Below are 26,174 nucleotides of genomic sequence, written 5' to 3'. Positions count from 1 at the left end.
AAAATAGTTACATATCGACTAAAATCAAACTATTTATAATAATAGAAGGTTTAAAAATGTATTGTGGGTTGGTTAACAGATGAAATTGGATACATTATTTTAAATAATTGTAAATCAGTTATTAAGAGAGTGAGTTGGCTTGATAAAGTGTGTTAAATACAACGTTAATAAAGTGTGTTTAGCTATGTTATAAGCGAGAATTTTCGTAAATTTAATAGGAAGCGGTTGAAAAATTTAAATAATTTTTTACTAATCTTTAGGAATCTGAAGTTGGGTCAGTTTTTCAACAACGCTTTTCATGATACTTGTAAAGGGTTTACAGGTATGTAATGATTAAATGAATAGATATGAATCCACCTATTCTGTTTGCGTTGATTCTTGTATTGTTTTTCCTTGCTGGTATCCGTGTTGTCTTTGAATATAAGAGAGCTTTAAAATTCCGGTTTGGTAAATATATAAAGACACTACAGCCTGGTTTTAGATGGATCTTACCCTTTGTTGAAACCATACAAATGGTAGATATTAGAGTCATTACTTTTAATGTGGTGTCTCAGGAAGTGATGACTGAGGACAACGTGCCTTGTAGTATAGATGGCGTAGTGTTTTTTAAGATCGTTGATCCAGAAAAGGCAGTTTTAGAAGTAGAAGAATATACGTTCGCAATTACACAATTGTCACAAGCAGCCTTGAGGGATGTTTGCGGTAAGGTAGAGTTAGATACCATTTTATCAAAGCGAGAAGAAATGGGCAAGAATATTAAGTCTATCGTAGATTTGGAAACAAAAGAATGGGGTATAGAAATTATCGATGTTAAAATCAAGGATATTCAGTTACCTGAGAATATGAAAAGGATGATGGCCAACCAAGCTGAGGCAGAACGGTCTAGAAGGGCAAGAATTATTTTGGCCCTAGCAGAGGAACAGGCAGCTGGAAAGTTATTAGAAGCGGGGAAACTTATAGATCAATCCCCTTCGGCGATAAAATTGCGCTTGTACCAGACCCTATCAAATATTGCAGCAGAAAAGAATTCTACCATTCTTTTTCCTTTCCCAGAAGAGGTTTTGCCAAGAAAACGAAAGAAAGCTAAACCAAAGAAGAAAAATTAAACAAATAGCCAATAACCATTTTTTGAAAAGGAATTTGAACCTACAAGGGCTATCCTTTAAAGTGAAAAATAGCTCTTCTTCAAAGCGCCTAACTTACGTATTATGTTTAATGTGTAATGTATTTGATTATTCTAAGAAAAATTCTAAACGGAATATCATGAGACTCAAAAAATATCCAAAGGCAGACTTAAATCGCAACAGTGGGCTTTATTTTGTGATAGGGCTTGCTTTGGTGCTCTTTTTAACGTGGAGAGCTTTAGAATATAAGACCTTTAAAAAAGCAGCAGTGGAACGAAGGATTGTTGAAATTTCAGAAGCACCTAAAGAGGAAATCCCAATTATTGAAGCCTTTAAAATTCCGCCACCTCCAACTCCCCCAGCTGCACCTGCTATTATTCAAATAGTAGAGGACGTTAAAGAAATAGAAGAAACCCTCATTCAAAGCACAGAATCTAGTCAAGAAGCTATCATAGAAAAACCAATTATAAGGGTTGAAGAAATAGAAGTTATTGAGGAAGAAGAAGACCTAGAAGTCCTCTTTGCCTTAATTGAAAATGTGCCAGTTTATCCGGGATGCGATAAAAATATTACCAATGAGGCACAGAAGGAATGTTTTCAGGAAAAAGTAATGGACCACATCCGAAAAAATTTCACTTATCCAGAAGTGGCTATTGATTTAGGGATTCAAGGTAGGGTGTATGTGCAATTTGTAATTGATGCCCAGGGGAACATTACCAATATTGCAACTAGGGGTCCCCACCCCTATTTAGAAAAGGAAGCATACCGTATCATTTCTAAACTCCCTCTTATGACTCCCGGAAAACAAAGGGGAAGAGCGGTAAAGGTTCCCTATAACATGCCTATTACTTTTAAATTGGAAGATGGATAATTAAGGACCATTTTACTATTGCATAAAGTGCTTTTATACCATAATGGTCGGCTAGTCCATAGAATACGTAAAGAATTCTTTAACTACGATCCTTTTTCACATGATTTTAATCATGTTGGAATCCTTTAAGGGACTGTATTTTTAACATATAAAAGTCTAAAAATCATAAGAATAATATGAAAAATTTTCGAAAAATAACAATTTTGCTTTTGGTAACCATTTTTGTGGGGTGTACCAAAGAGCAGAAGGATACCTCTAAAATCCTCAATAATGAAGCGACCCGTTCTGAGATAATGGAAACTATTATTAATGATGATAAAATGATAAGCCAATTCATGGATAAAATGATTAATAATGAAGAGAGAAAACTCTTATTGGCCGAAAAGCGCGATATGATACAGATGAACCAAATGATGCAGGAAATAACCAATGATTCCCTCAAGGCTGGTTTAATGATGGAACATATGATGCGGATGATGCAAAAGGATTCTTCAATATATAGAATGATGCACCGTAAAATGGGAAATAATCTGCATATGGAAGGAATGATGGGAAAAGACAGTACTATAATGCACCCCACGCATAAGTAGATACCAGACTATTTAGCGTATTAAAAAAACTAACGTAGTACTGCTATGCTGGCTCCACATGTATCAGGACATCGGATATTTCTGGAAATTGACTTTGAAGCACATTTTTTAAATTGTGGGCAATATCATGTCCTTCCTTCACGCTAATATTCCCTTTTACAATCAGGTGCAGATCCACGTGAAAAGTGAGACCAGCTTTGCGTACAAAACATTTTTCGGTGGCAATCACCCCTACTACTGTTTTAGAGGTGGTCCTAATCTCGGCAATAAAGTCATCATACATATGTTCATCCATGATTTCACCTAAGGCAGGCCTAAAAATCTTAAAGGCGTTATACATGATAAATCCAGATGCCAAAAGCGCTGCCCAGTCATCTGCAGTTTCGTAACCCTTGCCCATGAAGATGGCTATAGAAATTCCGATGAAGGCCATTAAAGAGGTAACGGCATCGCTTCGGTGATGCCAAGCATCCGCCTGAAGGGCCCCGCTTTTTGTCTCCTTTCCTTTTTTTGAGACGAACCGATAGAATATTTCCTTGATGATTACAATAATACCCAAAACCACTAGTGTGAATTTTTCTGGAACTTTATGAGGGGTTTGTATGTGCTGTATACTTTCATAGGCAATCACCGTGGCAGAAACCACTAAAAATCCAACAACTACAAAGGTAAGTAGGGGCTCGGCCTTTCCATGTCCATAGGGATGGTTCTCGTCTGCAGGTTTGGTGGCATATTTTAACCCAAAAAGTACAAGGATAGAAGAAAACACATCTGTAGTGGACTCAATAGCATCTGCAATAAGGGCATATGAATTTCCAAAGATTCCAGTAATACCTTTTACAATAGCCAAACCCATATTTCCGAAAATACTGAGATAGGTGGTCCTAATGGCCTTTTCTTTATTGGTAAAACTACTCACTTTTTAAACTGTATTTAAAGGATGTGTAAACTTATGGAAAAATAGCACGTACCTACTAAGGCGTTTCTTTAATGTACATGTAAGTACAAATTGATTTATAAATTTGTGGCCTTTTTGTAGGCTACTAACTTTTGGGGTCCTTCCAGCAATACTCTAACAATTTGCAATGTTCCGTCTGTTTTTGTGGCTATGTGCCATTTAATAAGGGAGATGGCGCCATCTTCTATTTCGATACCCGTAATACTTCTTGGGTGGACACAGCTCCCATCATTAAAAAATGGAATTTCCCCTGGTGATGGAAAACGAGGACGGTGGGTATGCCCAACAATGGTCATCTGCTCGCCATTACAAAGAATCCATTTTTTTATACGTCTTTCAATCTTTATCAACTCCTTGTAGTTTTTTGCTGGACTGGTTGGGTCCGCAATTCCCCAAACTTGAAGTGGCTTCCAAAGTACGCGCACCAAAAACCTGCCCCAGCGCCAAAAGGTATAGTTCCACCAGTCGGCCTGATGACCATGAGTCAAAAAGAGTTCCTGGCCCGTATCTTTATGTTTTAAAACTAGGGCCTCCTGGTAGGATATTCCTCCAAATAATTCCTTATCGCAATTGTCTATGGGTTCAAAATAACTAGAAAGATGTTTTTGCACATATGTAGGGTCTTTATATACCATATCATGGTTGCCCCAAATCATATGTAGGCGTTTTTCCAAATGATATTCACGCAACAATTGATATATATTTTTATGTGCCTCGAAAATGGATTCAAAGGACATATTCTCCCAAAGTTCGTCACCATCACCCAGTTCACAGTATTGAAAACCCCTATTAAAATATGTTTTTAAGGCATGATAATAAATGTTTCGGTTATTGGAAAAATCGTCTGCAAAACTATTATCGCCTCTATGACAATCACTAAAAAGGATGAATTTAGAGGAGTCATCGAAGGAAATTACCTTGGCGTTAGCATAGGCTCTGGATAAACGACTTTTGGATGACATTTAGTAAATTTATATAAATATCCAAAAAAGTGCCGGATCAGAAAGAGTTTCGGCCCAGAAAAATGTGGACTTTATTTTGTAATTTTAAATGTTAATATGAGACAAAGATAACATGGTAAAGGGAAAAGGAGAAGATACGCCGTTGGTACAGCTCATAAGTTTCAATGCATTATTGGAGCACTATGAAGTTGTGGCCAAGAGTGCAGATAAAATTCTCGCTACAAGGGCTAAACTTATCCTAAAGGCTGCTGCGCCTTTTCCAGAATTGAGGGAGGGTTTCACGGATTTATCTGTTTTGGATAAACACGAGGAGGTCATTAAATATATCCTTCAGGACACCTTTCCAATAATGTTAGGGTCAAATGAGATCAAAACTGCATCCTTGCCTTTTGAAAACGTCATATTTAATTCCTCTCCTCGATTTAAGAAAATACTAGCGGATGCTGGGGAAGACTTCAACTTGGAAATCAGAGATAATCCAGAGAAGTTAAATTATATCATGACTTGTACCGTCATATTAAACTTTCACTACGGATTTCATTTAGATTTTAAAAGGCCGCTTTTTTATGATATCCCAGATGCTAATGGGGTGCTTAGGAATTACCGTATACTATATAATGCAGATTTTGTTGAAATTATTCCAACGGAATTGGCAAAGAAGCTGACGCAAGAGGATGTAGACGAGCTGTTAGAGCACTTTGATGATTTGGAATTATGGAAGAAAAAAATTCCGCCTAATAGTTTCCTATCCAAAGGGTTTGTAATATCTAATATGTTCGACGTAACAGCTGAACAATCCATATCTGAGATTAAATCGAACTTAATAGCTTCAGATAAAAGAGGTTCTGAGAATTTTGTTCAAAACTTACAGGATACCTTTAAATCCCTTTTTAATATTCCTGACATTAAGGTTGGGTTCGTAAACTATAATCCAAAGGAAAATCAATTTGAAAAGGTTTTCGGCCTCCATATAGAAAGCTACATCCTCAATGGAGAGGATATGGAAAGATGTAACGAGGCTTTATGCCAGGCATCTTTTGAAAAATTAATACACCAAAACACTTTTTTCTCTATTGCAGATGTGGACAAGTACTATGAGATTTCTAAGGGAAACAAGTTATATACATCCTTAAAGGATCAGGGTGTAAAAAGTGCTATTTTGGCCCCTATAGCAGATAATGGAAATTTATTAGGTGTTTTAGAGCTCGTTTCGGAAAATAGAAATGCGCTAAATAGTGTAAATGCGACTAAGTTAACGGATGTGATGCCTTATATCGTTTCAGCTGTTTTACGCTCTAAAATTGAAGAGGCCAACATGGTGGATGTGGTTATTCAACACGAGTGCACCTCTGTTCATTCTTCTGTTTACTGGCGTTTTAAGGAGGAGGCCAAGCGTTTTATTGCTGATGATGTTCAAGGACTTCAGCCCGTATTCAGGGAGATAGCTTTTAAGGAAGTTTATCCTTTGTATGGTCAAATAGATATTAAGGATTCTTCACAAGCAAGAAATTCTGCTATACAGTGCGATCTGCTTATCCAATTATCCGAGATAAACGATATTTTGACAGCGGCTTGGGAACGTAAAAAGTTGCCCATCTATGAGGAACTTATGTTCCGGGTGGAGAACCATATCAATGAAATAAAAGAAGTTCTGGATACCGCTAGCGAACAGGTGATCTTTGACTTTGTTGTTCATGAGATCAATCCCGTTTTTGCCCATCTTAAAAAGAAGGATAAGGAGCTTTATAAATTGATTATGGCATATGAGGCTCACATAGATGGAGCAACGCATTCCTACTATGACCACCGAAGGAATTATGATGAGAGTGTGATGTTGATCAATAAAAAGCTAGCATCTGTCATAGATAAGAAGCAGGTAGAAGCACAAAAAATGTTTCCCCATTTTTTTGAACGTTACAAGACCGATGGGGTAGAGCACAATATGTACATTGGAGATACTATTGTAGGGGATCGGGATTTTGATCCTATCTATCTCAATAACCTGCGATTATGGCAATTACAGGTGATGTGCGAAATGGAAAACAGTTATTACAATCTAAAGCCAAAATTGCCGATACAATTGGATGTTGCCTCCATGATCTTGGTGTACAATACCTCTTTGTCCATCCGTTTTAGAATGGATGAAAAGCGTTTTGATGTAGACGGCACCTATAATGCCAGATATGAAGTAATAAAAAAGAGGATAGACAAATCATTTATCAAGGGGACCGATGAGCGCTTGACGCAAAAAGGGAAACTGAGTATTGTCTATTCCCAGAAAAAGGATGAATTGGAATACCTTAGGTATATTAAATTTCTGAAGGCCAAAGGATTTTTCACAAATAATATAGAAATCGTAGAACTGGAAAGCCTGCAAGGGGTATCTGGATTAAAGGCTATTAGGGTAGAGTTCCTTTATGCCATGGGCAAAGAATCGGAGCGTACCTATACCTTCAATGATCTCGTGCACGAAATTAAAAAGTAATCCGTTAATTTTTTGGTTGAATGATTCTGTGAGAATTGCTCCCTACAATTAAAAGGACTATTGTACCATAGATAAGGCCCTTTCTGGCCCAAAAAACTTAAAGGAAATTGCAAATGCAATAACGGAAACCACCATTCCGATCATGAAAATGGTATAGGTCCAGCGCAACAATTTGTACTTTCTGTTCAGTACCAATCCTAGAAAATAAAGGTCCTTGGTCAAAGAGGAATAGATATATTCCTTATCCTTTATCAGTTCATTAATGGCCCATTCATATTCTTTTAAACCCATTTTATGAAAATTTCCAAAAAAGAGGAGGTTTACCTTCCTTTGATTCACATCATCCTTGGTAAACTCCCCTCTGGTTACATTGGGCCTGGTGGCGAGAACTGCAAGAACCATGGATACCACACTGAACAACACAAAGATTACCGTAGGGTAAATTAAATAATCATTGGAAGGATTGTCTAATTTTGGGATGAGGTTGGACAGTGCCAATGATATTATAATCGCATTCACCGACAATAGGATATTGGCCTTTGTATCTGCAATATCACTCAGGGTCATATGATTTCTTAGGGTAACCCTAAAAAGGGTCTGCACTCCTCGGTCAGGACTGTCGCTTTTGTACTTGGCTTTGATGGACTCTTTTTTGGCAATCTGCTTTTCTGCTTTGCTTGCCTTGATCATTTTTTTTAGATTCTTGTCCTTGCGTTTTTGCCAATTTATTTTGGCATATTCGGTATAGAATCGATGTTCTGTCTGGAACATTTTAATATTTTCCTTGCGCCATTCCTGAAGGGTATAGGAGGCAATTCCCAAAAGGGAAAGTTCCTCCCTTAAAATTTCCGAGGTTGCCATAAAACTCTTTTTGGCAAAGTGTGAGGAATCTGCGTCCCTCATTATTTCCTCCTCTAAATCTTCTGGTTGATAGGCCCTTTTTGTAGCCCTTATGAATTTTTCTACCTTTTTGATTCCTATCTCCCCATATTCGTGTTCTTCCAAGAATTTGCGTGCTATTTTACAACTCTTTTCTTCATGTTCCTCTATGCCTTTACAATAGCCAGTATCGTGGAACCAAGCCGCAAGTGTCAAGGTTTCCGACACTTTTTCCTCCAGCTCATAATGGTTCAATAATTCTTTAGTACTTTTAACTACTCGCTGCGTATGTCGCAAGTTGTGATATAAGTGATTGGATTTTAATTCCTTAGTCAACAAATTGCTAACGTAATCTTTAGTTTTTTCTATTATATTCGACATATAAGTATCTTGAGAGATACCAAATTACAAAATTTTGATGCAAAGAAGATTTGAAATGCACAAACATTACCTGCTAATTTTGTTTACCCTAATTTTTACGGGATGTGCCACTATAGGCACTAAATATGCTGAAGGCCATGATGCTAAGAACGTACCCTCATCTAAAGAAATTTCCCAGACTTTTTATTTGATTGGGGATGCCGGACTTTCTCCTATGGGAGGCATGAACCCTGCCCTAAAGCTTTTTAAAGAGAAATTGGACCAAGCCGATAAAAATAGTATGGCTATTTTTTTAGGGGATAATATCTATCCAGCAGGGCTTCCAGATAAAAGAGACTCCACAATGGCTTATGTGGCAGCAAAGAATCACTTGAATGCCCAATTGAGGACATTGGATAATTTCAAGGGAAAAACCTTATTTATTCCAGGAAATCACGATTGGTACACGGAAGGTCTTATTGGCCTTAAACGTGAGGAAAGGTACGTTGAGGAATGGATGGATGATAAAGGCGCTTTTCAACCTGATAATGGATGTCCATTGGAAGAAATAGAAATAGGGAACGATGTACTTGTGGTCGCCATTGATACAGAATGGTACCTTACTAATTGGGACAAACACCCTGGCATTAATGATGAGTGCGATATAAAGAGTAGGGATAAATTCTTAGAGGAATTGGAGGGCATAATTAAGAAAAATAGGGATAAGACCACTATTTTGGCGATGCACCATCCCATGTTTAGTTATGGTTCCCATGGAGGGCAGACAACACTGTATCAACAGCTTTATCCCAGTAAAGGGAAAGGACCGTTTCCCATGTTGGGCAGTTTTATCAATCTGCTTCGAAAAACAACAGGAGCTTCTACGGAGGATATGCAAAATAAGAGATACAGGGAGCTGCAAAAGCGTATTGTAACCTTGGCACAATACTCGGAAAAGGTAATTTTCACTTCGGGACATGAGCACACCCTGCAATATATAGTAGAAGGGAATACCCCTCAGATTGTAAGTGGATCAGGCGCAAAAGAAGGTGCTACTAGATTACTGAACGGATCTAAATTTTCAACCGGAAAAATGGGGTATGCTATTTTGGAAGTGTATACCGATGGATCCTCGAGGGTCCGGTATTATGGGGTTGGTGATAGTGAGCAGGAGGAATTTCTTTTTACTACCCAGGTCTTGCCTGAAGACCGTAAACTAATGGTAAAAAAATATGCTGACACCTTTCCTAAAGAGATGGAAGCGTCTGTATACTCGAAAGAAGAGATTGCTAAAAGTGGTTTTTTCAAATCAATATGGGGCGATCGCTACCGCAAGTATTACGGGACCAAAGTTATGGCACCAACAGTAGCGTTGGACACTCTTTTCGGAGGGTTAATACCTGTAAGAAAAGGAGGGGGACACCAATCAAAATCATTGCGCTTAGCCGATAAAAATGGTAAGGAATATGTAATGCGTGCCCTGCGTAAAAGTGCGGAACTATACTTGCAATCCATGGCCTTTAAGGACCAATATATTGTAGGTGAATTTGAGGATACCTATACGGAAAGTCTTTTACTCGATTTTTATACGGGAGCACATCCCTATGCCCCCTTTACCATCGGGAAACTATCTGATGCCATAGGGGTCTTTCATACAAATCCCGTGCTGTATTATGTGCCAAAACAAAAGGCACTAGAAGATTTTAATGAAAGTTTTGGTGATGAGCTCTATATGATAGAAGAGCATGTGGGAGACGGGCATGGAGCGCTTAAAAGCTTTGGCTATGCCAATAAAATAGAGAGCACGGACGACCTTTTTGAGAAGCTTCGCAGCGATGAAGAATATACGTTGGACAAGGAGAGCTACCTAAGAGCTAGATTGTTCGATATGGTCATTGGGGATTGGGATAGGCACAGCGATCAATGGCGCTGGGCAGAAATAGAGGATAAAGAAACCGGGAAAACTATTTTTAAGGCCATTCCCAGGGACAGAGACCAAGTTTTTTCTATTATGGGAGATGGCCCTTTAATGGGCTTAGCAACAAGGGTAATTCCACCTTTGAAATTAATGGAAGGATTTCATGAAGATGTCCGAAATGTACGTGGATTTAATACCAATCCCTATCCGTTGGATATGGTATTACTAACGGAAACTACAAAAGGCCAATGGGAAAAGGAAGTGGCCTTTATTCAAAAAAACCTAACGCCAGAAGTTATAGATACTGCTTTTAAACTATTTCCTAAAGAGGTCAGGGATGCAACCGTTACAGAACTAAAACGGGTTTTGCTGGCCCGTCTTCAAAACCTACCCCAAATCGCCAATGAGTATTATAAGGAATTGAATGCCTTTGCTGTGGTAACGGGAACGGATAAGGATGATTGGTTTGAAATAAATGTATTAGAGAATGGGGATGCTGAGGTAAATGCCTATCGTATTATTGGTGGCAAAAAGGAAAAACAGTTCTTTCATAAAATAGTTGACCCTACCATTACCAAAGAACTGTGGATATATGGATTGGACGACGATGATTATTTTGAGGTGAAAGGAAATGGTCCTATGGGTATAAAGGTCAGATTGATAGGGGGTCAGAACAACGATATCTATGATATTCAAGATAATAGAAAGGTCTTTATCTATGATTACAAAGCCAGGGAGAACACCATAAAGAATAAGGGCAATGCCAAAATCAGGTTGACTAATGACTATGATATTAATACCTATCAACCCTTAAATTTAAAAAAGACCACTAATCAATTAGTTCCCACCATTGGATACAACCCTGATGATGGGGCAAAAATTGGATTTAGTGATACGTATACTCATAATGGTTTTCTTCAAAATCCGTTTACGAGTCAACATACCCTAAATACAGCCTTTTATTTTGCGACCAGTGGGTTTGAATTGGGATACAAAGGAGAATTTGCCTACGTCCTAGAAAATTGGAATCTGGGCCTTAACGCCAGATTTACAAGTCCTAATTTTAGTGCTAATTTCTTTGGATTCGGTAATGATACGGAAAATTTGGATGATGATCTGGAACTAGATTATAATCGAGTTCGACTTAAGAATTTGAGTTTTGCCCCTTCTTTGATTTGGAGAGGACAGTTGGGGGCGAAAATTGAATCTAGTGTGCGTTATGAAAAAATAGAGGTGGAAGAAACTGCAGACCGTTTTATCAATACATTTTACCAAGCCAATGGGGAAGAAAGCACCAAGCAGTTTTTGGGGTTACAGGCAGGGTATAGTTATTCTAATACTGATAATAGCGCCTTTCCTACCTTGGGTATGGCCACTTCCTTAGAGATAGGGTATACATCTAGAATAGATGGAGGGGATGAAGGATTTGGATTTGTTGTGCCCAGTCTTTCTTTCGATTATAAACTGGTGCCAAGTGGGCGAATGGTTTTGGCTACTAAATGGAAAGCCCATTTTAATATTGGGAATGATTATGAGTTTTATCAAGCGGCTTCCATTGGTGCTAATGATGGACCAAGGGGATACAGAAATCAACGTTTTGCCGGCAAAACAGCCTACTATCAGAATACCGATGTGCGCTATAGTCTAAGAAAAATAAAGACAGGTTTATTGCCCGTGGCCATGGGTATTTACGGTGGATTTGATTACGGTAGAGTTTGGTTGCCTGGGGAAGAATCCAATACGTGGCATACCTCTTATGGCGGTGGCTTTTTCTTTAATGGAGCAGATTTGATGTCTATTAATTTGGCACTCTTTCAAGGGGATGAGGGACCCCGATTTTCATTTGGACTCGGATTTGGTTTCTAATTTCTTAAAATCAAATGCAGCCTTAATAGTGCAATGTTCCTTATTGCTTCAGCTCAAAGGAATATAAATTTTGTCCGGTATCTGCCCTTTCTTCGTCCGATAGGAGCAAGGAGGTATTGGAATTTGGTTTAAATGAAACCGATTCCAATTGTGTGGTGGCTCCTAATTCTATGGTCTGCATTTTACCCTTGGTGAAGTTATCCAAAGTGAAATCAGTAAAGACCCATAATTTTCCGTAGCCCAACAGTACTATTTTTTTGCCGTCTGGAGATATGTCGGCCGAAGTAACAATACAGGTATTGGGCTCATCACAGGTTTTGAAGGAGCCTATAAATTCAGCTTTATAACTTCCTTTTTGTGCAGGCACTTTATAAACCCTTGCTTCCCCATTAAAAGGTCTGCTTCTGTTCTTGGTGATGAGGTATAGGAACTGGTTACGATAGAAGATGGCTTCACAGTCAAACAGCAATTCCTCTTTTTTGGATGAAAAATCTTTTTGGTCCGAGTAAGAAAATTCGATTTTCTCAGCTTCTATTTTATCTCCGGGCTCAATGTTGGGATTAGGTACTTTGTAAATTATCAGATCTTCACGATCACTATTATTATTGCCGGTATCAGCAATGTAAACATTGCCTTGATCATCTTTGGCAAGGTCTTCCCAATCTTCGTTTTTGGCATTCTTTACCTTAAGTTCATTTAGCAACTTCCCCTCAAAATCTACCTGATAAATTTCATCCTTGTTGCCATTATCCTCAATAGTCCAAATGGTAGTGTCGTTCATTTGAACTAACCCTGAACTTTCACTGATCTTATGGGGTAGTTTGGTGACAAAGGTCAATTGCCCATAGTTGGAACAACTAGTACATATAACGAGGAGAAAAAGAGGGACAAATCTTATCATGAGTGCTTTTACTCTCAAAGCTAGGACTATTTTTAGGAGGCTTAAAGAGATTAGGGTATAAAGGGGCTGTATTTAACTTCTTTTTATCAAATAATAAGATTTTTTTAATTATTCAGGGGTTTTCCTTTATATATAAAATGGCCATTTATGATTATAATTGAGGGCAAGGGACGGTTTTATACGGGTCTCTCCTAAAATTGCTATTATTCTAGATACTTTCCAAGTAAACCATCATTTGTGCAAAAAATCCAATATATTTATGCGTAATAATCAAACCACTTAAATTAAACAAATACTTATGATTGGAATATTATCTTTTGTAGGCTTTACTGCATTAGTAGGTATTATAGCTTATTTCGCCACAAGGAAAACAGATGAGAGTTCATCTGATGGTTATTTTTTAGGAGGTAGGAGTCTTACTGCTGGCGTTATAGCAGGTTCGTTATTACTTACGAACTTATCTACAGAGCAAATTGTAGGATTAAACGGAAGTGCGTATACAGATGGACTATCTGTAATGGCTTGGGAAACCTTGGCGGCAATCGCCATGGTGGTAACGGCCGTATTTTTGTTGCCACGATACCTTAAGGGAGGCCTAACCACTGTACCCCAGTTTCTAGCAAAAAGGTTTGATGTAAGCACCAAAACAATTACTTCGGGCTTATTTTTAACGGGATATGTAGTCGTATTGTTACCTGTAATTCTTTACTCTGGTTCAGTAGCTATAAGCGGCATGTTTGATGTGCCTACACTCTTGGGTGTTACGGATTCTACCGCCTTGGTAATCTGTATCTGGGGAATAGGGATTATAGGGTCTATTTATGCCGTATTTGGTGGTCTAAAAGCGGTTGCAGTTTCGGATTCTATCAATGCCATAGGATTACTTACTGGGGGTTTATTGATCCCAGTTTTTGGATTGATGGCCATAGGGGACGGTAGTGTGTTAGATGGTTTGAATGTATTGATGACTACAGAGCCTGAACGATTTGATTCTACCGGTAATGCAGGGCAAGAAGTACCCTTCTCTACCATTTTCACAGGGATGATGTTGGTACAGTTATTTTATTGGGGTACCAACCAACAGATTATTCAGCGTGCTTTGGGTGCCAAAAATTTGGCAGAAGGACAAAAAGGGTTGTTGTTGGCCGCATTTTTAAAGATTTTGGGACCCTTAATTTTAGTATTACCAGGCATGATCGCCTATCATTATTTTGAAGGAGGACTTGCTACTAGTGATCTTGCGTATCCAGAATTGGTGCGTGCCGTGTTGCCAAAACCTATGGTCGGATTTTTTGCCGCAGTTCTCTTTGGAGCCATATTGAGTTCCTTTAATAGTGTGCTCAATAGCTCTGTCACCTTATTTGGGATTGATATTTATAAACAACACATAAACCAAGATGCTCCTGAAAAAACCGTTGTTAAATACGGTAAAATATTTGGTATTATCTTGGCACTGGCAGCCATGTTTATTGCTCCGTTGATCGCCAATGCAGGAAGTCTTTTCAATTACTTACAGGAAATAAACGGGATCTACAGTATTCCAATTTTTACCATAATCGTAGTGGGCTATTTAACCAAACGAGTACCTGCCATTGCCGCAAAAATCGGTATTTTTTCAGGGTCTATTTTATATATATTTAGTCAGTTTTGGCTTGGACCCAATATGAAGGAAAGCGCTCTTGCTGCTGCAAAAGCATCTGGGGTTATAGATCCTGCAGCCCTAAAATTAGTGGAAGCGGATGCCTACCCACATTACCTACATATAATGGCCATCTTGTTTTTAACCAATGTAATCATTATGTTGGTCATAGGGTATTTCAAACCACGGGAAACTCCCTTTGAGCTTGAGTATACAAAACAAGTGGACATTGTTCCTTATAAACACATAAAGATTGTAGGCATAGCCATTTGTACCATTGTGGTTAGTATTTATATCTACTTTGCGAAATAAATAGTTGCGGATAGTTATCTGTAATGCTAAATGAAAATGGAGTACGATTATATTATCATAGGGAGTGGTTTTGGAGGCTCGGTCAGTGCTTTACGATTATCTAAAAAAGGATATAAGGTTTTAGTAATTGAAAAGGGGAAATGGTACAAGGCTGAAGACTTCCCTAAAACCAATTGGAATTTCAAAAAATGGTTATGGATGCCGTATTTGCGTTTTTTTGGCATTATGAAACTTTCCATTTTTAAACATGTCGCGATACTTTCTGGTACTGGGGTTGGTGGCGGTTCTTTGGTTTATGCCAACACCTTACCTACACCTAAAACCGCTTTTTTTAATTCTGGAAGTTGGAAGGAATTAAACGATTGGGAAACTGAATTGAAGCCTTACTATGCAGAAGCTTTAAGAATGTTGGGAGCAGCAAAAAATCCAATATTATTTGATGGGGATTTGGGACTAAAAAAAATGGCAGAGAAGTTAGATATCCAGAAAAAATTTTCCGCAACCCGAGTCGCTATTTTTTTCGGAAAACCAAATGAAAACCAAAAAGACCCCTATTTTGATGGGGAAGGGCCAGAACGTTCTGGATGTACTTTTTGCGGGGCGTGTATGACGGGTTGTAGGCATAATTCGAAAAATACGCTCGACAAAAACTACCTCTACCTCGCTCAAAGAAATGGTGCAGAAATACTCGCAGAAAATGAGGTGTATGATGTAGAACCTATAGGCAATGCTGACGGTTCTGAGGGTTACGAAGTTTGGTTAAAAAGCAGCACAAAATTTTTCAGCAAACGTAAAAATATAAAAACGAAGGCTGTGATTTTCTCAGGCGGAGTTTTGGGTACGGTAAAATTACTACTGAAGCTTAAAATGAAGTCACTCCCCAATTTATCAGATAAGCTCGGGGAAGATATCCGGAGTAATAATGAAACATTGGTTAGTGTTACTGGGTTGGAAAAAGAGAAAAACTATTCGAAAGGTGTTGCTATAGGAAGCATACTTGATACAGACGAAAACAGCCATCTCGAAATTTGCAGATATGGTGAGGGATCCGATGCATGGAAGCTGGCTCATTTGCCCTATGTAACAGGATCCAATGTGATATCCCGTCTTTTTAAAATACTGCTTAAATTCCTAAAACATCCCGTTGATTATTTCAAAATATATTTTGTTAATGGGTGGGCAAAAAATACCGTTGTTTTACTTTTTATGCAAACCCTTGATAGCACCTTAAAGTTTAAAAGAAATTCCTTGGGGCAAATGACTTCAACGGTAACTAAAGGTAAGGCTCCCACACCCTTTATCCCTGAATCTATAAAATTGGTGAAGGCCTACAGCGAAGCCATTAAAGGGGTAAGCACCTCCTTTGCGTTAGAAACATTGGCAGGAATACCTTCTACAGCCCATATTTTAGGTGGTGCCGTTATGGGTAAGGATCAAAGCACAGGTGTGATTGATAAGGATAATAAGGTTTTTGGGTATACCAATCTGTATGTCATTGATGGTTCTATGATTTCTGCAAATCCAGGGGTTAATCCATCCTTAACAATAACAGCTATTGCAGAACGAGCTATGGATCAAATACCCCATAAAAATGACTTAGGTCATTCTGAGCCAATGAAGGTATATAGGACTTCTTTTTCCGCCGGAAGCAGCACATACGTTTCAAACGTTGCAGGCCAATGAAGCGTTTTGTGCCTGTCTTAAATCGTATTTTAATTTTTATAGTACTGTTCATTTTGGGTATGATTATCCTCTTTGGTCATGGAGATATTCCGTTGGAGGAATTAAAGAAGAAGTACGCCAATTCAAATTCATCCTTTATTTCTGTGAAAGGATTGGATGTTCATTACAGAGACGAGGGAAACCAAGCCGACTCTATTCCAATCGTACTCCTACACGGCACAGCATCAAGTTTACACACCTATGACGCATGGTCCAATAGCTTGAAGAGTACCAATCGAGTGGTTAGAATGGATCTTCCTGCGTATGGCTTAACAGGTCCGTTTATGGATCGGAACTATTCCATGACGCATTATACAGAATTCATTAAGGATTTTTTGACAGCTTTGGGGATTAAACAATGTGTGCTGGCTGGCAATTCCTTAGGGGGAGAGATAGCGTGGAACTATACCCTAGAACGACCAGACATGGTTGAAAAATTGATTTTAATAGATGCAGCAGGATATCCCAAAACTTCAAAGAGTACCCCAATAGCCTTTGAATTGGCTAAAATACCCCTGCTTAACAAGGTATTTACCTTTATAACGCCACGTTTTTTAGTGAGAGCCAGTGTTGAAAATGTGTATTTTGACACCTCAAAAGTTACTGATTCATTAGTGGAAAGGTACTTTGAACTCACCCTAAAAGAGGGTAATCGTCAAGCCTTCGTAGATAGATTTAGCATGTCAAAGGATGAGAGTGCGTATACGAATATCAAAAACATTCAGCAGCCAACGCTTATACTATGGGGAGCGAATGATTTATTAATCCCAGTGGAGAGTGCCTATAAGTTTCATGCGTATTTGCCACATAATAAATTAGTTGTATTGGAGGGTACAGGTCATACTCCCATGGAGGAAAGTCCTATGGAAAGCCTAGCGCCAGTTATTGCTTTCTTGAAAAATACACAAAAAATTAAGTAGCCAATACGTACCATTAGCAATGGTAGTATGGGTTGTATCTGTAGTTCCCATCAGAAGGCTGTTCTATGCTTTACTGTCGTGGACAAAAGCTGTATTTAATGATTCCAAGATTTGTCAAAAATAAGGGTCAGCTTAAATATTAACCCATCTAGGTCACCATTGGTTTAAGGAAAAAGGGAAATTAATAGTTGATGAATTTTTTTAATTTACCAAGCGTAGTATTTTTGTGTATAACTAAAATTAAAAACCCATGAAAAGCAAGATATCGGTAAGCGCTATACCGAATACATTGGTGCAAAGGCACCTCGACATTAACCCCAATTCCAGCACATAAGTCTAAATATCCATTACAAGTTTGTAGCCTACCCCACGAATATTTACGATTTTCACTTTTGAATCATATTCAAGTTTCTTCCTTAATTTCGAAATAAAAACATCAAGGGTTCTGCCCACATAATAGCCTTCGTCTCCCCAAACCATTTTTAGAATAACCTCTCTTTCAACGGTTGTGTTAGCTGCGTTATAAAGTAAAAGAAGAAGATCGGCTTCTTTACTTGTTAATTCTATTTTTTGATGTTCAATCAAAAGCTTTGTATTTCGTTTGTCAAAATGGTACGCGCCCAAAGGGATCAAATTAGGGTCGATCGCCGGTGTTTTCCTTCTTTTCCAAAGAAAAAATAACCCCAAAGTGATTAGTGCGAGAAGTATAAAAACAACAAATATATAATTCAACTGACTTGTCACTACATCTGTCCGGTTTGTTTCTATCAAAGTAAATAAAAGGCTATAACAGGATTTGGGTTGAATTCTTGATTTACAAGGAATTATGTCCGATTTCATGACCTCGTCCACCTTAAAACTATAGATCACTTCCTTCGTTGCGCAGTCCTCTACCTCTACGATATAGCTATTTGCCAATCCAGTTTGCTTAACAAGGCTATCAATAGTTGAAACCAGATCTTCTGGGTTGAATTCAAATTCATTTTCGAATTGAATTCTATAGAAACCATTTTCTTTTATGATCGGCAATACACGAGAGGTACTGTCCTGTGAACTGAGTAGAATTTGATGTCCTATCATCCTCAGAGATATTACAATTTGTTTATCATCAGTGGTATCTTGGGCATTTGTTCTTGCGATGAAAAGCAAGAAACAGACAAAAGTGAAGCCTAAGATTTTAAAAAGTCTTGGGTGCATTTCACAAAACTATTCCATTACGTGACAAAGTTCAATGTTTTACATAAAATTTACATTATTTTACATTTGATACGGTTGTAGAAGGCTCAATGCATAATAGATTTGATACATATTAATCCTTGAATTAATGGTTGTGAAAAAGAACATTCTAGTTTTATGTGCCTCAATAATTATCCTGAGTTTTATGGCTTTTGGATTTGTTCACAGAGATAGTTCAGAATCAAATAAAATAAAAATCCCGGATAACCTAAATCTAGTTAGCAATCTAGGACCCTCGCAGAATTTGGAAAATAGGATCTTTTCAAATTTTATTTATGATGTAGGTCCAAGGTTCGGTCCCATTAAAAAGGGAGATCTAAATAATTTTACATCTTTTGCTGATTTTATGGAAGAAGATGATGCTAAACGGATTTTGTCTTACAAATTTGTGGAGGTCATTATTATCGAAAATGATAGGGAATCAGATATTCGTGAATCTGGAAACAGTGCTAAATTAACTTCCGCTCAGTTAAAACTCCTACAATCTTCCGATTATTCCACCAACCTTAAGATAAGAGCTGATGTAATGCAGAAGAATAGGTATACCGGAGAATTGGAAGAGAGTTATTGGACGCCTCATCTAACGATTGTTCCGGAAAAGCAAGCTTATTATATCAATGGCAAGGATTCACTAATGGAATTTCTCAAAGAAAATAGCAAGGAAAGTAGAGTTAATGTAGTAGAGGACAAACTTCAGCCGGCTAAGCTGTTTTTTACGGTAACCAAGAATGGGACAATAGAAAATGTTTCACTGGATAGATCATCAAATTTCCCTGCAGTTGATAAAAAGATGATTGAGCTAATCAGCCGAACACTTAGAAAATGGCTACCAGCCGAAAATGCTAAAGGCGAAAAAGTTGATCAAGTCTTGGTGCTTTCCTTTGGGTTAATGGGTTGTTAATTATACAACTAATTGTATTTTAAAAGGCTTTTTCATGTATGTGAAAAAGCCTTTTAAATTTAGCATCTCTTTTTGGTCATAGTTAGGATTACCAATAATGACACCAAAACTTTATGCTGAAAAGTGTTTTATTCCATAGGAAGCACAAAAGCATAGCTCTATCATTAAGGAGTGCAGGTTGCCTATAAGTTTTTTATCTGCAATTTATGAAAGGCATCCGCTTGGAGCTTGAGGAGTTCCTCCGCTTTTTTCTTCTTGTACCTATACATTTCCTCTTCCTTGGAAAGGTCGTCATAGACTTGTTTATTGAGTGCCGTATCGGTATTAAATAAGAGTTTTCGTTGTTCAACCTTTTGGCTGGCCCATGTTTTAACGGCACTTTCCTCGTCCTCCAATTTATAATCGTAAGGACCTCTGGGAGAAAGTAGTTTTACGATAATGGGTGAGGTTTCAATGGCCAGAAACAGGAGAAATATAAAGAACGATGGAAACCAAGGGAGTTCGTCCAGAGCGCTGATACGAGCCATGAGACCGTCAAAGCCGTCTATTAGCGGCTGTGAACCATTCACCTGATCCGTGTAGGCCACTTCCAAGCTACTTATTTGGATTTCTAGATCCCTTATTTTTTCGGTATTCGTTGTTTTTAGCTGCTGCAATTCTGCCAGAGCAGCATCGTGTTTTTCCCTTTTCTCCTTGTACACGGGCCCTTTTCCCAAAAGCTTGGTGCCTGCGGTGCCTTCCGCTTCGGAAATATAGGTATCGTATAGGGCGTTGGTTTCTGTTTCCTTAATCGCGATTTCATTTTTTAGGCCGATGATGTTCTGCTGTAGCTCGGCAATTTTGGGATTGTACTGAAGGGCAATTTGGTCCTTGTTGGCCAGGGTCAGTTCGTTTTTTTGTTGCAAAAGCACCTGGTTGATCTCTTTTTCAAAGATTTTCATTTCCAAGGGCTTGGAGATGACCACCGCTATTATGATTGCTAGAAGTATTCTAGGGGTAGCCTGCAAAAACTCGTTTTTTAGGTTACCTGTCTTTTTGATGGTGGAGACGATAAAACGGTCCAGATTAAAGATGAGCAGACCCCATATGAGTCCAAACGCAATAGCCATATACATGTTGTCAAAAACGGTATAAAGGGCATAGCCACTGGCAATGAAGGCCATGAGGGCGGTAAAGAAAACGGTGGCGCCAATGCCGGCATATTTGTTTTGTTCCCCTGGGGAGCAGGTACTTAGAATGGAGGAGTCTGCTCCAGAGCAGCGAATAAAAAAACGTAGTAACATGATGATGTGTTGTTTTGATTGATGATGTACTGGATATTTGACTATGAAGATAGGAGATTGTTACAAAAAAAGCCCTCAAAATGAAGGCTTTAACGTTTGGTGTGTTCTTATGTGTCCCTTGGACGGGAATGGAGCAGTTCCCTGTTAGTTTCCCTTAGTCTTGGTAGTGAGTTTTACAACTGGGGCTACGGAATCCACTCCGCGGATATCAATATTGATGTTCTTATTTTTTTTGACCAATTGGATGGCTTTTTCGGAGGAAACTGGGTCTCCGTTCAGGTAAAATGTAGCACCTCTGACAGCCAATTCCTGCATATGTGTAATTGGATTTTTTGGTGGTGGAGGGGGTGCCACATTGTTTTCATCCTCAATTACAATGATCTCTACCAATTCCCCATCCTCCATCATATGATCATACACAAGACCTGGATTGCCTTTTTTATAATTTTTCACTGCTTTTTCATACGCAATCCTATCTACTTCTGGGGCATTTGCAGGTAAGGGTGGTGGTGGTGGTGGATTGGAATTTTTGATCACCCTTGGAGGGGTAGGGGTTCCTACGGCTGGTGGCGGTGGCGGTGGAAACTTCGGAAACGGTTCTGCCGACGCCTTTTGTGCTGTAGTAATGCGGTCATTTAGCTGCTTTAAGCGTGACATATCAGCTATTTTGATCACATATTTTCCTTTGGCTTGTGCATTATATTTGCTGGCCAAGGCATTGTACTCTTTCATTTCCGCTTTAGTGGCTTCTTTTTCCTGTTGAACGTAGGTCTTCTCCCTGATGTCGACGGTGGCTACCCCATAGTCCGTTAAAATAACCTCCACTTGTTCGATGATCTCTTTTGGGGCTTCTTTGTCTATGGTAATGATAGAACGTAGCGTTTGAGAACGTTGTTCCTTGGAAAGGTCTTGGTTGTATTTCAATAGAAAAGAATGTAGATCTTCCATTTCTACAAGGATTGAATTGACTAAAAGTTGCCCATATTTATTGATGAGGATCTCAATGTTCTCTGCATTAATGGTGGGGTTTTCCATTGCTACCTGTAATTGGGTAGTTGTCTCTGTGCTTTTAGTCTTTTGCTCCAGTGCCACAATTTCTTTATTGCTAAAACTATAGAGCAAGAGTGCTAATAAGGGTAGCAGCAATACACCTTTACCCCATAGGGCTTTTTTGGAAGTGTGTGTTTTCATGATGATGATTCGTTTTTTGATTGATGAATAATTGATTGAATTTGATAAACTGGGTTCCGGGACATCCCGATAGCTATTGTGAGAAGCAAATGCCAGTAATATTTTTTGATAGGTAGAGGTGTTTACCCCTTTGTGCAACACCGCCTCGTCTGCCAGGAATTCGTGGTTTAATTTGATGTAATGTTTGGAAATATAAACCAAGGGATGGAACCAAAAGATAATTTGGAAGAGTTCTATGAGTAGGACATCCATGCTGTGTTTTTGTTGGGCATGGGTTTCTTCGTGCCAGAATACTTCTTGTGGAATCTGATGCGACTCGTATTTTTTCTTATTGAAAAAGACATAGCTAAAAAAGGTATGTGGGGCTATAGGGTCTTGTAGTAAAACATGTTGGCAAGGGCCAGCTTTTTCTTTGGGATTATTTCTGATCCTTTTAATGACCCCCCATAGGTTGATTAGAAACTTGATAGAGAATAATGCTACGCCGAGCCCGTAGAGGCCCCAAAGTATCCAGGGAAGATAATTTATTGATTCTTTTAGGTTGGCGGGATCGCTCTGTAAGGATGCCGCTTGCACTAATTCTGCACTCACTGGCTGAGGTTGTGCCATAACGTACTCCGTAAACGTGATGGCAGGAATACCAAGGGCAATCAGTAAAGCCCCCAGCAAATAGAACCGTTTGAAGTGGTGCATGGTGGCCTGCTCCAAAAAGATCTTATAGAAGACGAGGAAAATGGCAAGGAGGGCGCTAAATTTTAAGAGATAGATCCACATGGTTATTTCTTTTTAAGTTCTACATCAATAATGGCCTTAAGCTCTTCCAACTCTTCCTTGGAGAGATCTGTTTCCTTGGTAAAAAAGGAGGCAAATTGTGAGGCACTGTCATTAAAAAAGCTTTTGATGAGGCCATTGACATGCTTGGAAAAATAATCTTTCTTTTGCACTAAGGGGTAATATTCTCGAGAGTTGCCAACTAAAGTGTAGGCTACAAATCCTTTATCGGCCATCCGCTTTAAAAGGGTAGCAATAGTTGTGGTGGCGGGTTTGGGTGCTGGATATACGCCTAACAGGTCCTTCATAATGGCCTTTTCCTGATTCCAGAGATGGTTCATTAATTCTTCTTCGGTCTTTGAGAGCTTCATGGTCAACAATATTAGAGTGCGCTCTACAAACATAGAACATATATTTCAATTCTACAAGTGTAGAGTATGTTTTTTTTTGAAGGTGTTAGCTATTGTAGCGGCATCCTCTTACTAAGGGGTATGCGTAGATGTTTGTAAATGGGGTAGTACGCTTAGTAAAAGATATAGCGAAAAGAGCGACCCGTAGGGAAACGCCCTAAAATTGGAAGTCTATAAATGATGAAACCATAGTCCCTTAGAGCAGGATAGAGCGTTATGTAACACGCTACCCTGCTCATAAAGACCTTGGTGTTTTATTTGGTTAGTTCTGTAAAGTGATGGTAAAAATGAGGAATGGTCTCAATCCCTTTTAGGTAATTCCATACCCCGAAATGCTCGTTGGGGGAATGTATGGCATCACTGTCCAGCCCAAATCCCATAAGTATGGTTTTGCTGTTCAGTTCTTTTTCGAACAAGGCCACAATGGGGATACTACCGCCACTGCGCTGTGGAATGGGTGTTTTCCCAAACGTGGCCTCATAGGCTTTGGATGCGGCTTGGTACCCAATATGGTCTATAGGGGTTACATAGCCCTGACCGCCATGATGAGGTGTTACCTTAACTGTTACGCCGGCAGGGGCAAGACTTTCAAAATGCGTCTTGAACAGCTGGGTAATTTCTTTCCAATCTTGGTTGGGAACCAAACGCATGGATATCTTGGCATAGGCCTTACTGGCAATTACTGTTTTGGCACCGGCACCGGTATACCCACCCCAAATACCATTGACATCCAAGGTTGGGCGAATAGAGTTGCGTTCGTTGGTGGTATATCCTTTTTCACCGTAGACCGATGCTATTTTCAAAGCATTTTGATAGTGTTCCAAGTTAAAGGGAGCCTTGGCCATTTCGGCACGGTCTTCTTTGGAAAGCTCTTCCACCTTGTCATAAAACCCAGGTATGGTAATATGGTTGTTCTCATCATGAAGGGAGGCGATCATCTTGGTCAGTATATTGATAGGATTGGCCACGGCACCCCCATAAAGTCCAGAATGTAGGTCCCTGTTGGGTCCGGTAACCTCTACTTCTACATAACTTAGGCCCCTTAGACCGGTGGTTATGGAAGGCACATCTTTGGCGATCATTCCCGTATCGGAAATAAGGATGATATCATTGGTTAGTTTCTCCTTATTGTTGGCCACAAATTCTGATAAGTTTTCACTTCCTACTTCCTCTTCCCCTTCTATCATGAATTTTACATTGCAGGGTAGGTCGTTGTTTTGCACCATATACTCCAGGGCCTTTACGTGCATGTACATTTGTCCCTTATCATCGCAGGCACCTCTGGCGAAGATGGCACCTTCCGGATGTAAGTCGGTAGTTTTTATCACCGGCTCAAACGGGGGGGAGTCCCAAAGATTGATAGGATCTGGCGGTTGTACGTCATAATGCCCGTACACAAGTACGGTGGGCAAGTTGGGATCTATTATTTTTTCTCCGTAAACGATGGGATATCCTTTGGTCTCACAAATTTCCACGGTATCACAACCTGCCTCTAAGAGGGAGGTTTTTACGTAAGCCGCGGCATCTATAACATCTGGAGAATAAGCGGGGTCCGCACTAACGGATGGGATTTTAAGAAGTTGGATAAGCTCATTGATAAAGCGTTCTTTGTTCTTGGCAACGTAAGCTGATATATCTTGCATAAAATGGTTTAATGAGACATAAAAATACAAAAAAGAACTTTTTATGAGCTAAGTATTTCATAATACAAAATTTGCTTTATATTTGCAGTCCTTTTGAAGGCGAGGTGGGCTGGATATCAATTGAAAATTCACCAAATAGATGTAAATCTAGCTCCAATAAAGGACCTTATTGAAATGCAGGCGTGGTGGAATTGGTAGACACGCTAGACTTAGGATCTAGTGCCGTGAGGTGTGAGAGTTCGAGTCTCTCCGCCTGTACTTATTGAGAAAGCCGACTTTTAGGAGTCGGCTTTTTTATTGCGGGGTAACACATGGGTAACACATTTCATGATATTTCGAAAAACGTTTATGCAATCCTTCCTTTTGAAAAAAAATCACTCACTTTTTATTTGAGACTACAGAAAATCAAAAAAAGTCTTTAGCTATTTTATTTACCACCTTTTGGAGGAGCTTAGTTTAGCTCCAAAAGAGAAAGAGGACTGCATAATTTAAATCCATTTCCCAGCTTTTTTATAAATTACTGAAAGTTATTCTACTTTTTTAAAATCATTGGTATGGAGCAAACAATTTCAGTAAAACAGATACTCATAGACCTACTTTCCATTAAGGATCAAGTATTTAAAAAGTATGTGGGCAATGTTGAATATAAAGACCTTTTGGATTTTTTAATGGCCAAGGATTATTACAACGAAGAGGACCTGCCACTTCCAACATTGAAGCAGATTGAGGCAGCAACTGGTTTAAGGACCTATCGTATCAGAAGGCAATTGGAGATCATTTATAGGGAATTGCTAAATGGTTCATTAGAATTTAATAATGTGGTCATTAGCTTTAATGTAGAGTACCATAAAACCTACGGGCATTTTAAATGTTCAAGACTTATATATCTCCCCAGAATTGGTGAGAATATGAGGTTGCCGTTCCTTAAGGCTAAAATGGGGATTGATTTCTTTTATGTAACAGATGTCCGACAGACATTTGAAGGGGAAACTCAATTCATTGAAATAAACCTTAAAGGAGGGTTTTATAATGCCTATTGGCACTACAGAAAGCATAAGGCCCTTGAAACTGGTGAAATCGGTTTAGGCGAGCAATATGATTTATACGAATTCCAAATGAAGCAAAGACTTGGGTTGAGGGGGTAATTGTAATTGGCCAATTTCCACTTAGCTTTTGGGTAGGATCCTTCTTAATTTCACCAAGGACTTACATTTTATAATCAGAATATTCCT

Annotated in this window: 19 protein-coding genes and 1 tRNA gene; 11 read left to right on the top strand and 9 right to left on the bottom strand. The window is 38.9% G+C overall.

The annotated features are described in order from the left end of the window. Positions 1-347: 347 nt before the first annotated feature. The 3 genes from ABXZ36_RS00925 (at position 348) to ABXZ36_RS00915 (ending at position 2,585) form a co-directional block, all read left to right on the top strand. Positions 348-1,106 (top strand): slipin family protein, encoded by a 759-nt coding sequence (locus ABXZ36_RS00925; protein ID WP_354613573.1) that lies wholly within the window; start codon positions 348-350, stop codon positions 1,104-1,106. A gap of 157 nt (positions 1,107-1,263) precedes the next feature. Continuing rightward, positions 1,264-1,995 (top strand): energy transducer TonB, encoded by a 732-nt coding sequence (locus ABXZ36_RS00920; protein WP_354613572.1) that lies wholly within the window; start codon positions 1,264-1,266, stop codon positions 1,993-1,995. Between the two features lie 176 nt (positions 1,996-2,171). Then, positions 2,172-2,585 (top strand): hypothetical protein, encoded by a 414-nt coding sequence (locus ABXZ36_RS00915; RefSeq protein WP_354613571.1) that lies wholly within the window; start codon positions 2,172-2,174, stop codon positions 2,583-2,585. A gap of 43 nt (positions 2,586-2,628) precedes the next feature. Here the strand turns inward: ABXZ36_RS00915 and ABXZ36_RS00910 are convergent, their stop codons facing one another. Continuing rightward, positions 2,629-3,504, bottom strand: a complete 876-nt coding sequence (locus ABXZ36_RS00910; RefSeq protein ID WP_354613570.1) for a cation diffusion facilitator family transporter — start codon at positions 3,502-3,504, stop codon at positions 2,629-2,631. A gap of 95 nt (positions 3,505-3,599) precedes the next feature. Continuing rightward, positions 3,600-4,505, bottom strand: a complete 906-nt coding sequence (locus ABXZ36_RS00905) for a metallophosphoesterase family protein (protein WP_354613569.1) — start codon at positions 4,503-4,505, stop codon at positions 3,600-3,602. A gap of 112 nt (positions 4,506-4,617) precedes the next feature. On the opposite strand from ABXZ36_RS00905, the gene ABXZ36_RS00900 reads away from it, so the two are divergent. Beyond that, positions 4,618-6,990, top strand: a complete 2,373-nt coding sequence (locus ABXZ36_RS00900; RefSeq protein WP_354613568.1) for a GAF domain-containing protein — start codon at positions 4,618-4,620, stop codon at positions 6,988-6,990. 57 nt (positions 6,991-7,047) lie between these two features. On the opposite strand, the gene ABXZ36_RS00895 is transcribed toward ABXZ36_RS00900, so the two are convergent. Continuing rightward, positions 7,048-8,250, bottom strand: coding sequence for a Pycsar system effector family protein (locus tag ABXZ36_RS00895; RefSeq protein WP_354613567.1), 1,203 nt, complete (start codon positions 8,248-8,250; stop codon positions 7,048-7,050). Positions 8,251-8,287: 37 nt separating this feature from the next. On the opposite strand from ABXZ36_RS00895, the gene ABXZ36_RS00890 reads away from it, so the two are divergent. Beyond that, on the top strand, positions 8,288-12,013 hold the full coding sequence (locus ABXZ36_RS00890) for a metallophosphoesterase (RefSeq protein WP_354613566.1): 3,726 nt from the start codon (positions 8,288-8,290) through the stop codon (positions 12,011-12,013). A gap of 40 nt (positions 12,014-12,053) precedes the next feature. Here the strand turns inward: ABXZ36_RS00890 and ABXZ36_RS00885 are convergent, their stop codons facing one another. Next, entirely contained in the window at positions 12,054-12,914 is an 861-nt protein-coding gene (locus ABXZ36_RS00885; RefSeq protein ID WP_354613565.1) for a hypothetical protein, read from the bottom strand. Between the two features lie 298 nt (positions 12,915-13,212). Here ABXZ36_RS00885 and ABXZ36_RS00880 point away from each other — a divergent pair, with 298 nt between their 5' ends. The 3 genes from ABXZ36_RS00880 to ABXZ36_RS00870 are packed head-to-tail and all read left to right on the top strand — an operon-like array spanning position 13,213 to position 17,507. Continuing rightward, positions 13,213-14,865, top strand: coding sequence for a solute:sodium symporter family transporter (locus ABXZ36_RS00880; protein WP_354613564.1), 1,653 nt, complete (start codon positions 13,213-13,215; stop codon positions 14,863-14,865). 36 nt (positions 14,866-14,901) lie between these two features. After that, complete coding sequence (locus ABXZ36_RS00875; protein ID WP_354613563.1) at positions 14,902-16,548, top strand: GMC oxidoreductase; 1,647 nt, start codon at positions 14,902-14,904, stop codon at positions 16,546-16,548. Continuing rightward, positions 16,545-17,507 (top strand): alpha/beta fold hydrolase, encoded by a 963-nt coding sequence (locus tag ABXZ36_RS00870; protein ID WP_354613562.1) that lies wholly within the window; start codon positions 16,545-16,547, stop codon positions 17,505-17,507. The genes ABXZ36_RS00875 and ABXZ36_RS00870 overlap by 4 nt, the downstream gene beginning before the upstream one ends. Positions 17,508-17,843: 336 nt before the next feature. Here ABXZ36_RS00870 and ABXZ36_RS00865 read toward each other — a convergent pair whose 3' ends face one another. Further along, the gene (locus ABXZ36_RS00865; RefSeq protein ID WP_354613561.1) at positions 17,844-18,587 is read right to left on the bottom strand and encodes a winged helix-turn-helix domain-containing protein; all 744 of its coding nucleotides are present in this window, start codon (positions 18,585-18,587) and stop codon (positions 17,844-17,846) included. A gap of 250 nt (positions 18,588-18,837) precedes the next feature. On the opposite strand from ABXZ36_RS00865, the gene ABXZ36_RS00860 reads away from it, so the two are divergent. Next, a complete protein-coding gene (locus ABXZ36_RS00860) occupies positions 18,838-19,644 on the top strand; it encodes an energy transducer TonB (protein WP_354613560.1) in 807 nt (268 codons plus the stop codon). A gap of 182 nt (positions 19,645-19,826) precedes the next feature. Here the strand turns inward: ABXZ36_RS00860 and ABXZ36_RS00855 are convergent, their stop codons facing one another. From ABXZ36_RS00855 to ABXZ36_RS00840, 4 genes are all read right to left on the bottom strand, one after another. Continuing rightward, a complete protein-coding gene (locus tag ABXZ36_RS00855; protein ID WP_354613559.1) occupies positions 19,827-20,927 on the bottom strand; it encodes a DUF4407 domain-containing protein in 1,101 nt (366 codons plus the stop codon). Between the two features lie 144 nt (positions 20,928-21,071). After that, the gene (locus ABXZ36_RS00850) at positions 21,072-22,892 is read right to left on the bottom strand and encodes a M56 family metallopeptidase (RefSeq protein WP_354613558.1); all 1,821 of its coding nucleotides are present in this window, start codon (positions 22,890-22,892) and stop codon (positions 21,072-21,074) included. A 2-nt stretch (positions 22,893-22,894) separates the two neighbouring features. Next, positions 22,895-23,260, bottom strand: coding sequence for a BlaI/MecI/CopY family transcriptional regulator (locus ABXZ36_RS00845; RefSeq protein WP_354613557.1), 366 nt, complete (start codon positions 23,258-23,260; stop codon positions 22,895-22,897). 293 nt (positions 23,261-23,553) lie between these two features. Next, a complete protein-coding gene (locus ABXZ36_RS00840) occupies positions 23,554-24,942 on the bottom strand; it encodes a dipeptidase (protein WP_354613556.1) in 1,389 nt (462 codons plus the stop codon). A gap of 176 nt (positions 24,943-25,118) precedes the next feature. Here ABXZ36_RS00840 and ABXZ36_RS00835 point away from each other — a divergent pair. Both ABXZ36_RS00835 and ABXZ36_RS00830 read left to right on the top strand, forming a co-directional pair. Continuing rightward, positions 25,119-25,200, top strand: a tRNA-Leu gene (locus tag ABXZ36_RS00835). A 296-nt stretch (positions 25,201-25,496) separates the two neighbouring features. Further along, positions 25,497-26,087: a hypothetical protein gene (locus tag ABXZ36_RS00830; protein ID WP_354613555.1), complete on the top strand. Its 591-nt coding sequence runs from the start codon at positions 25,497-25,499 to the stop codon at positions 26,085-26,087. The last annotated feature ends 87 nt before the right edge of the window (positions 26,088-26,174 follow it).

The organism is Sediminicola arcticus (genome assembly GCF_040566695.1).
GTDB classification, from domain to species: Bacteria; Bacteroidota; Bacteroidia; order Flavobacteriales; family Flavobacteriaceae; genus Sediminicola; species Sediminicola arcticus.
The sequence above is the reverse complement of the archived record's forward strand: the minus strand, read 5'-3'. Positions and strand labels throughout refer to the sequence as shown.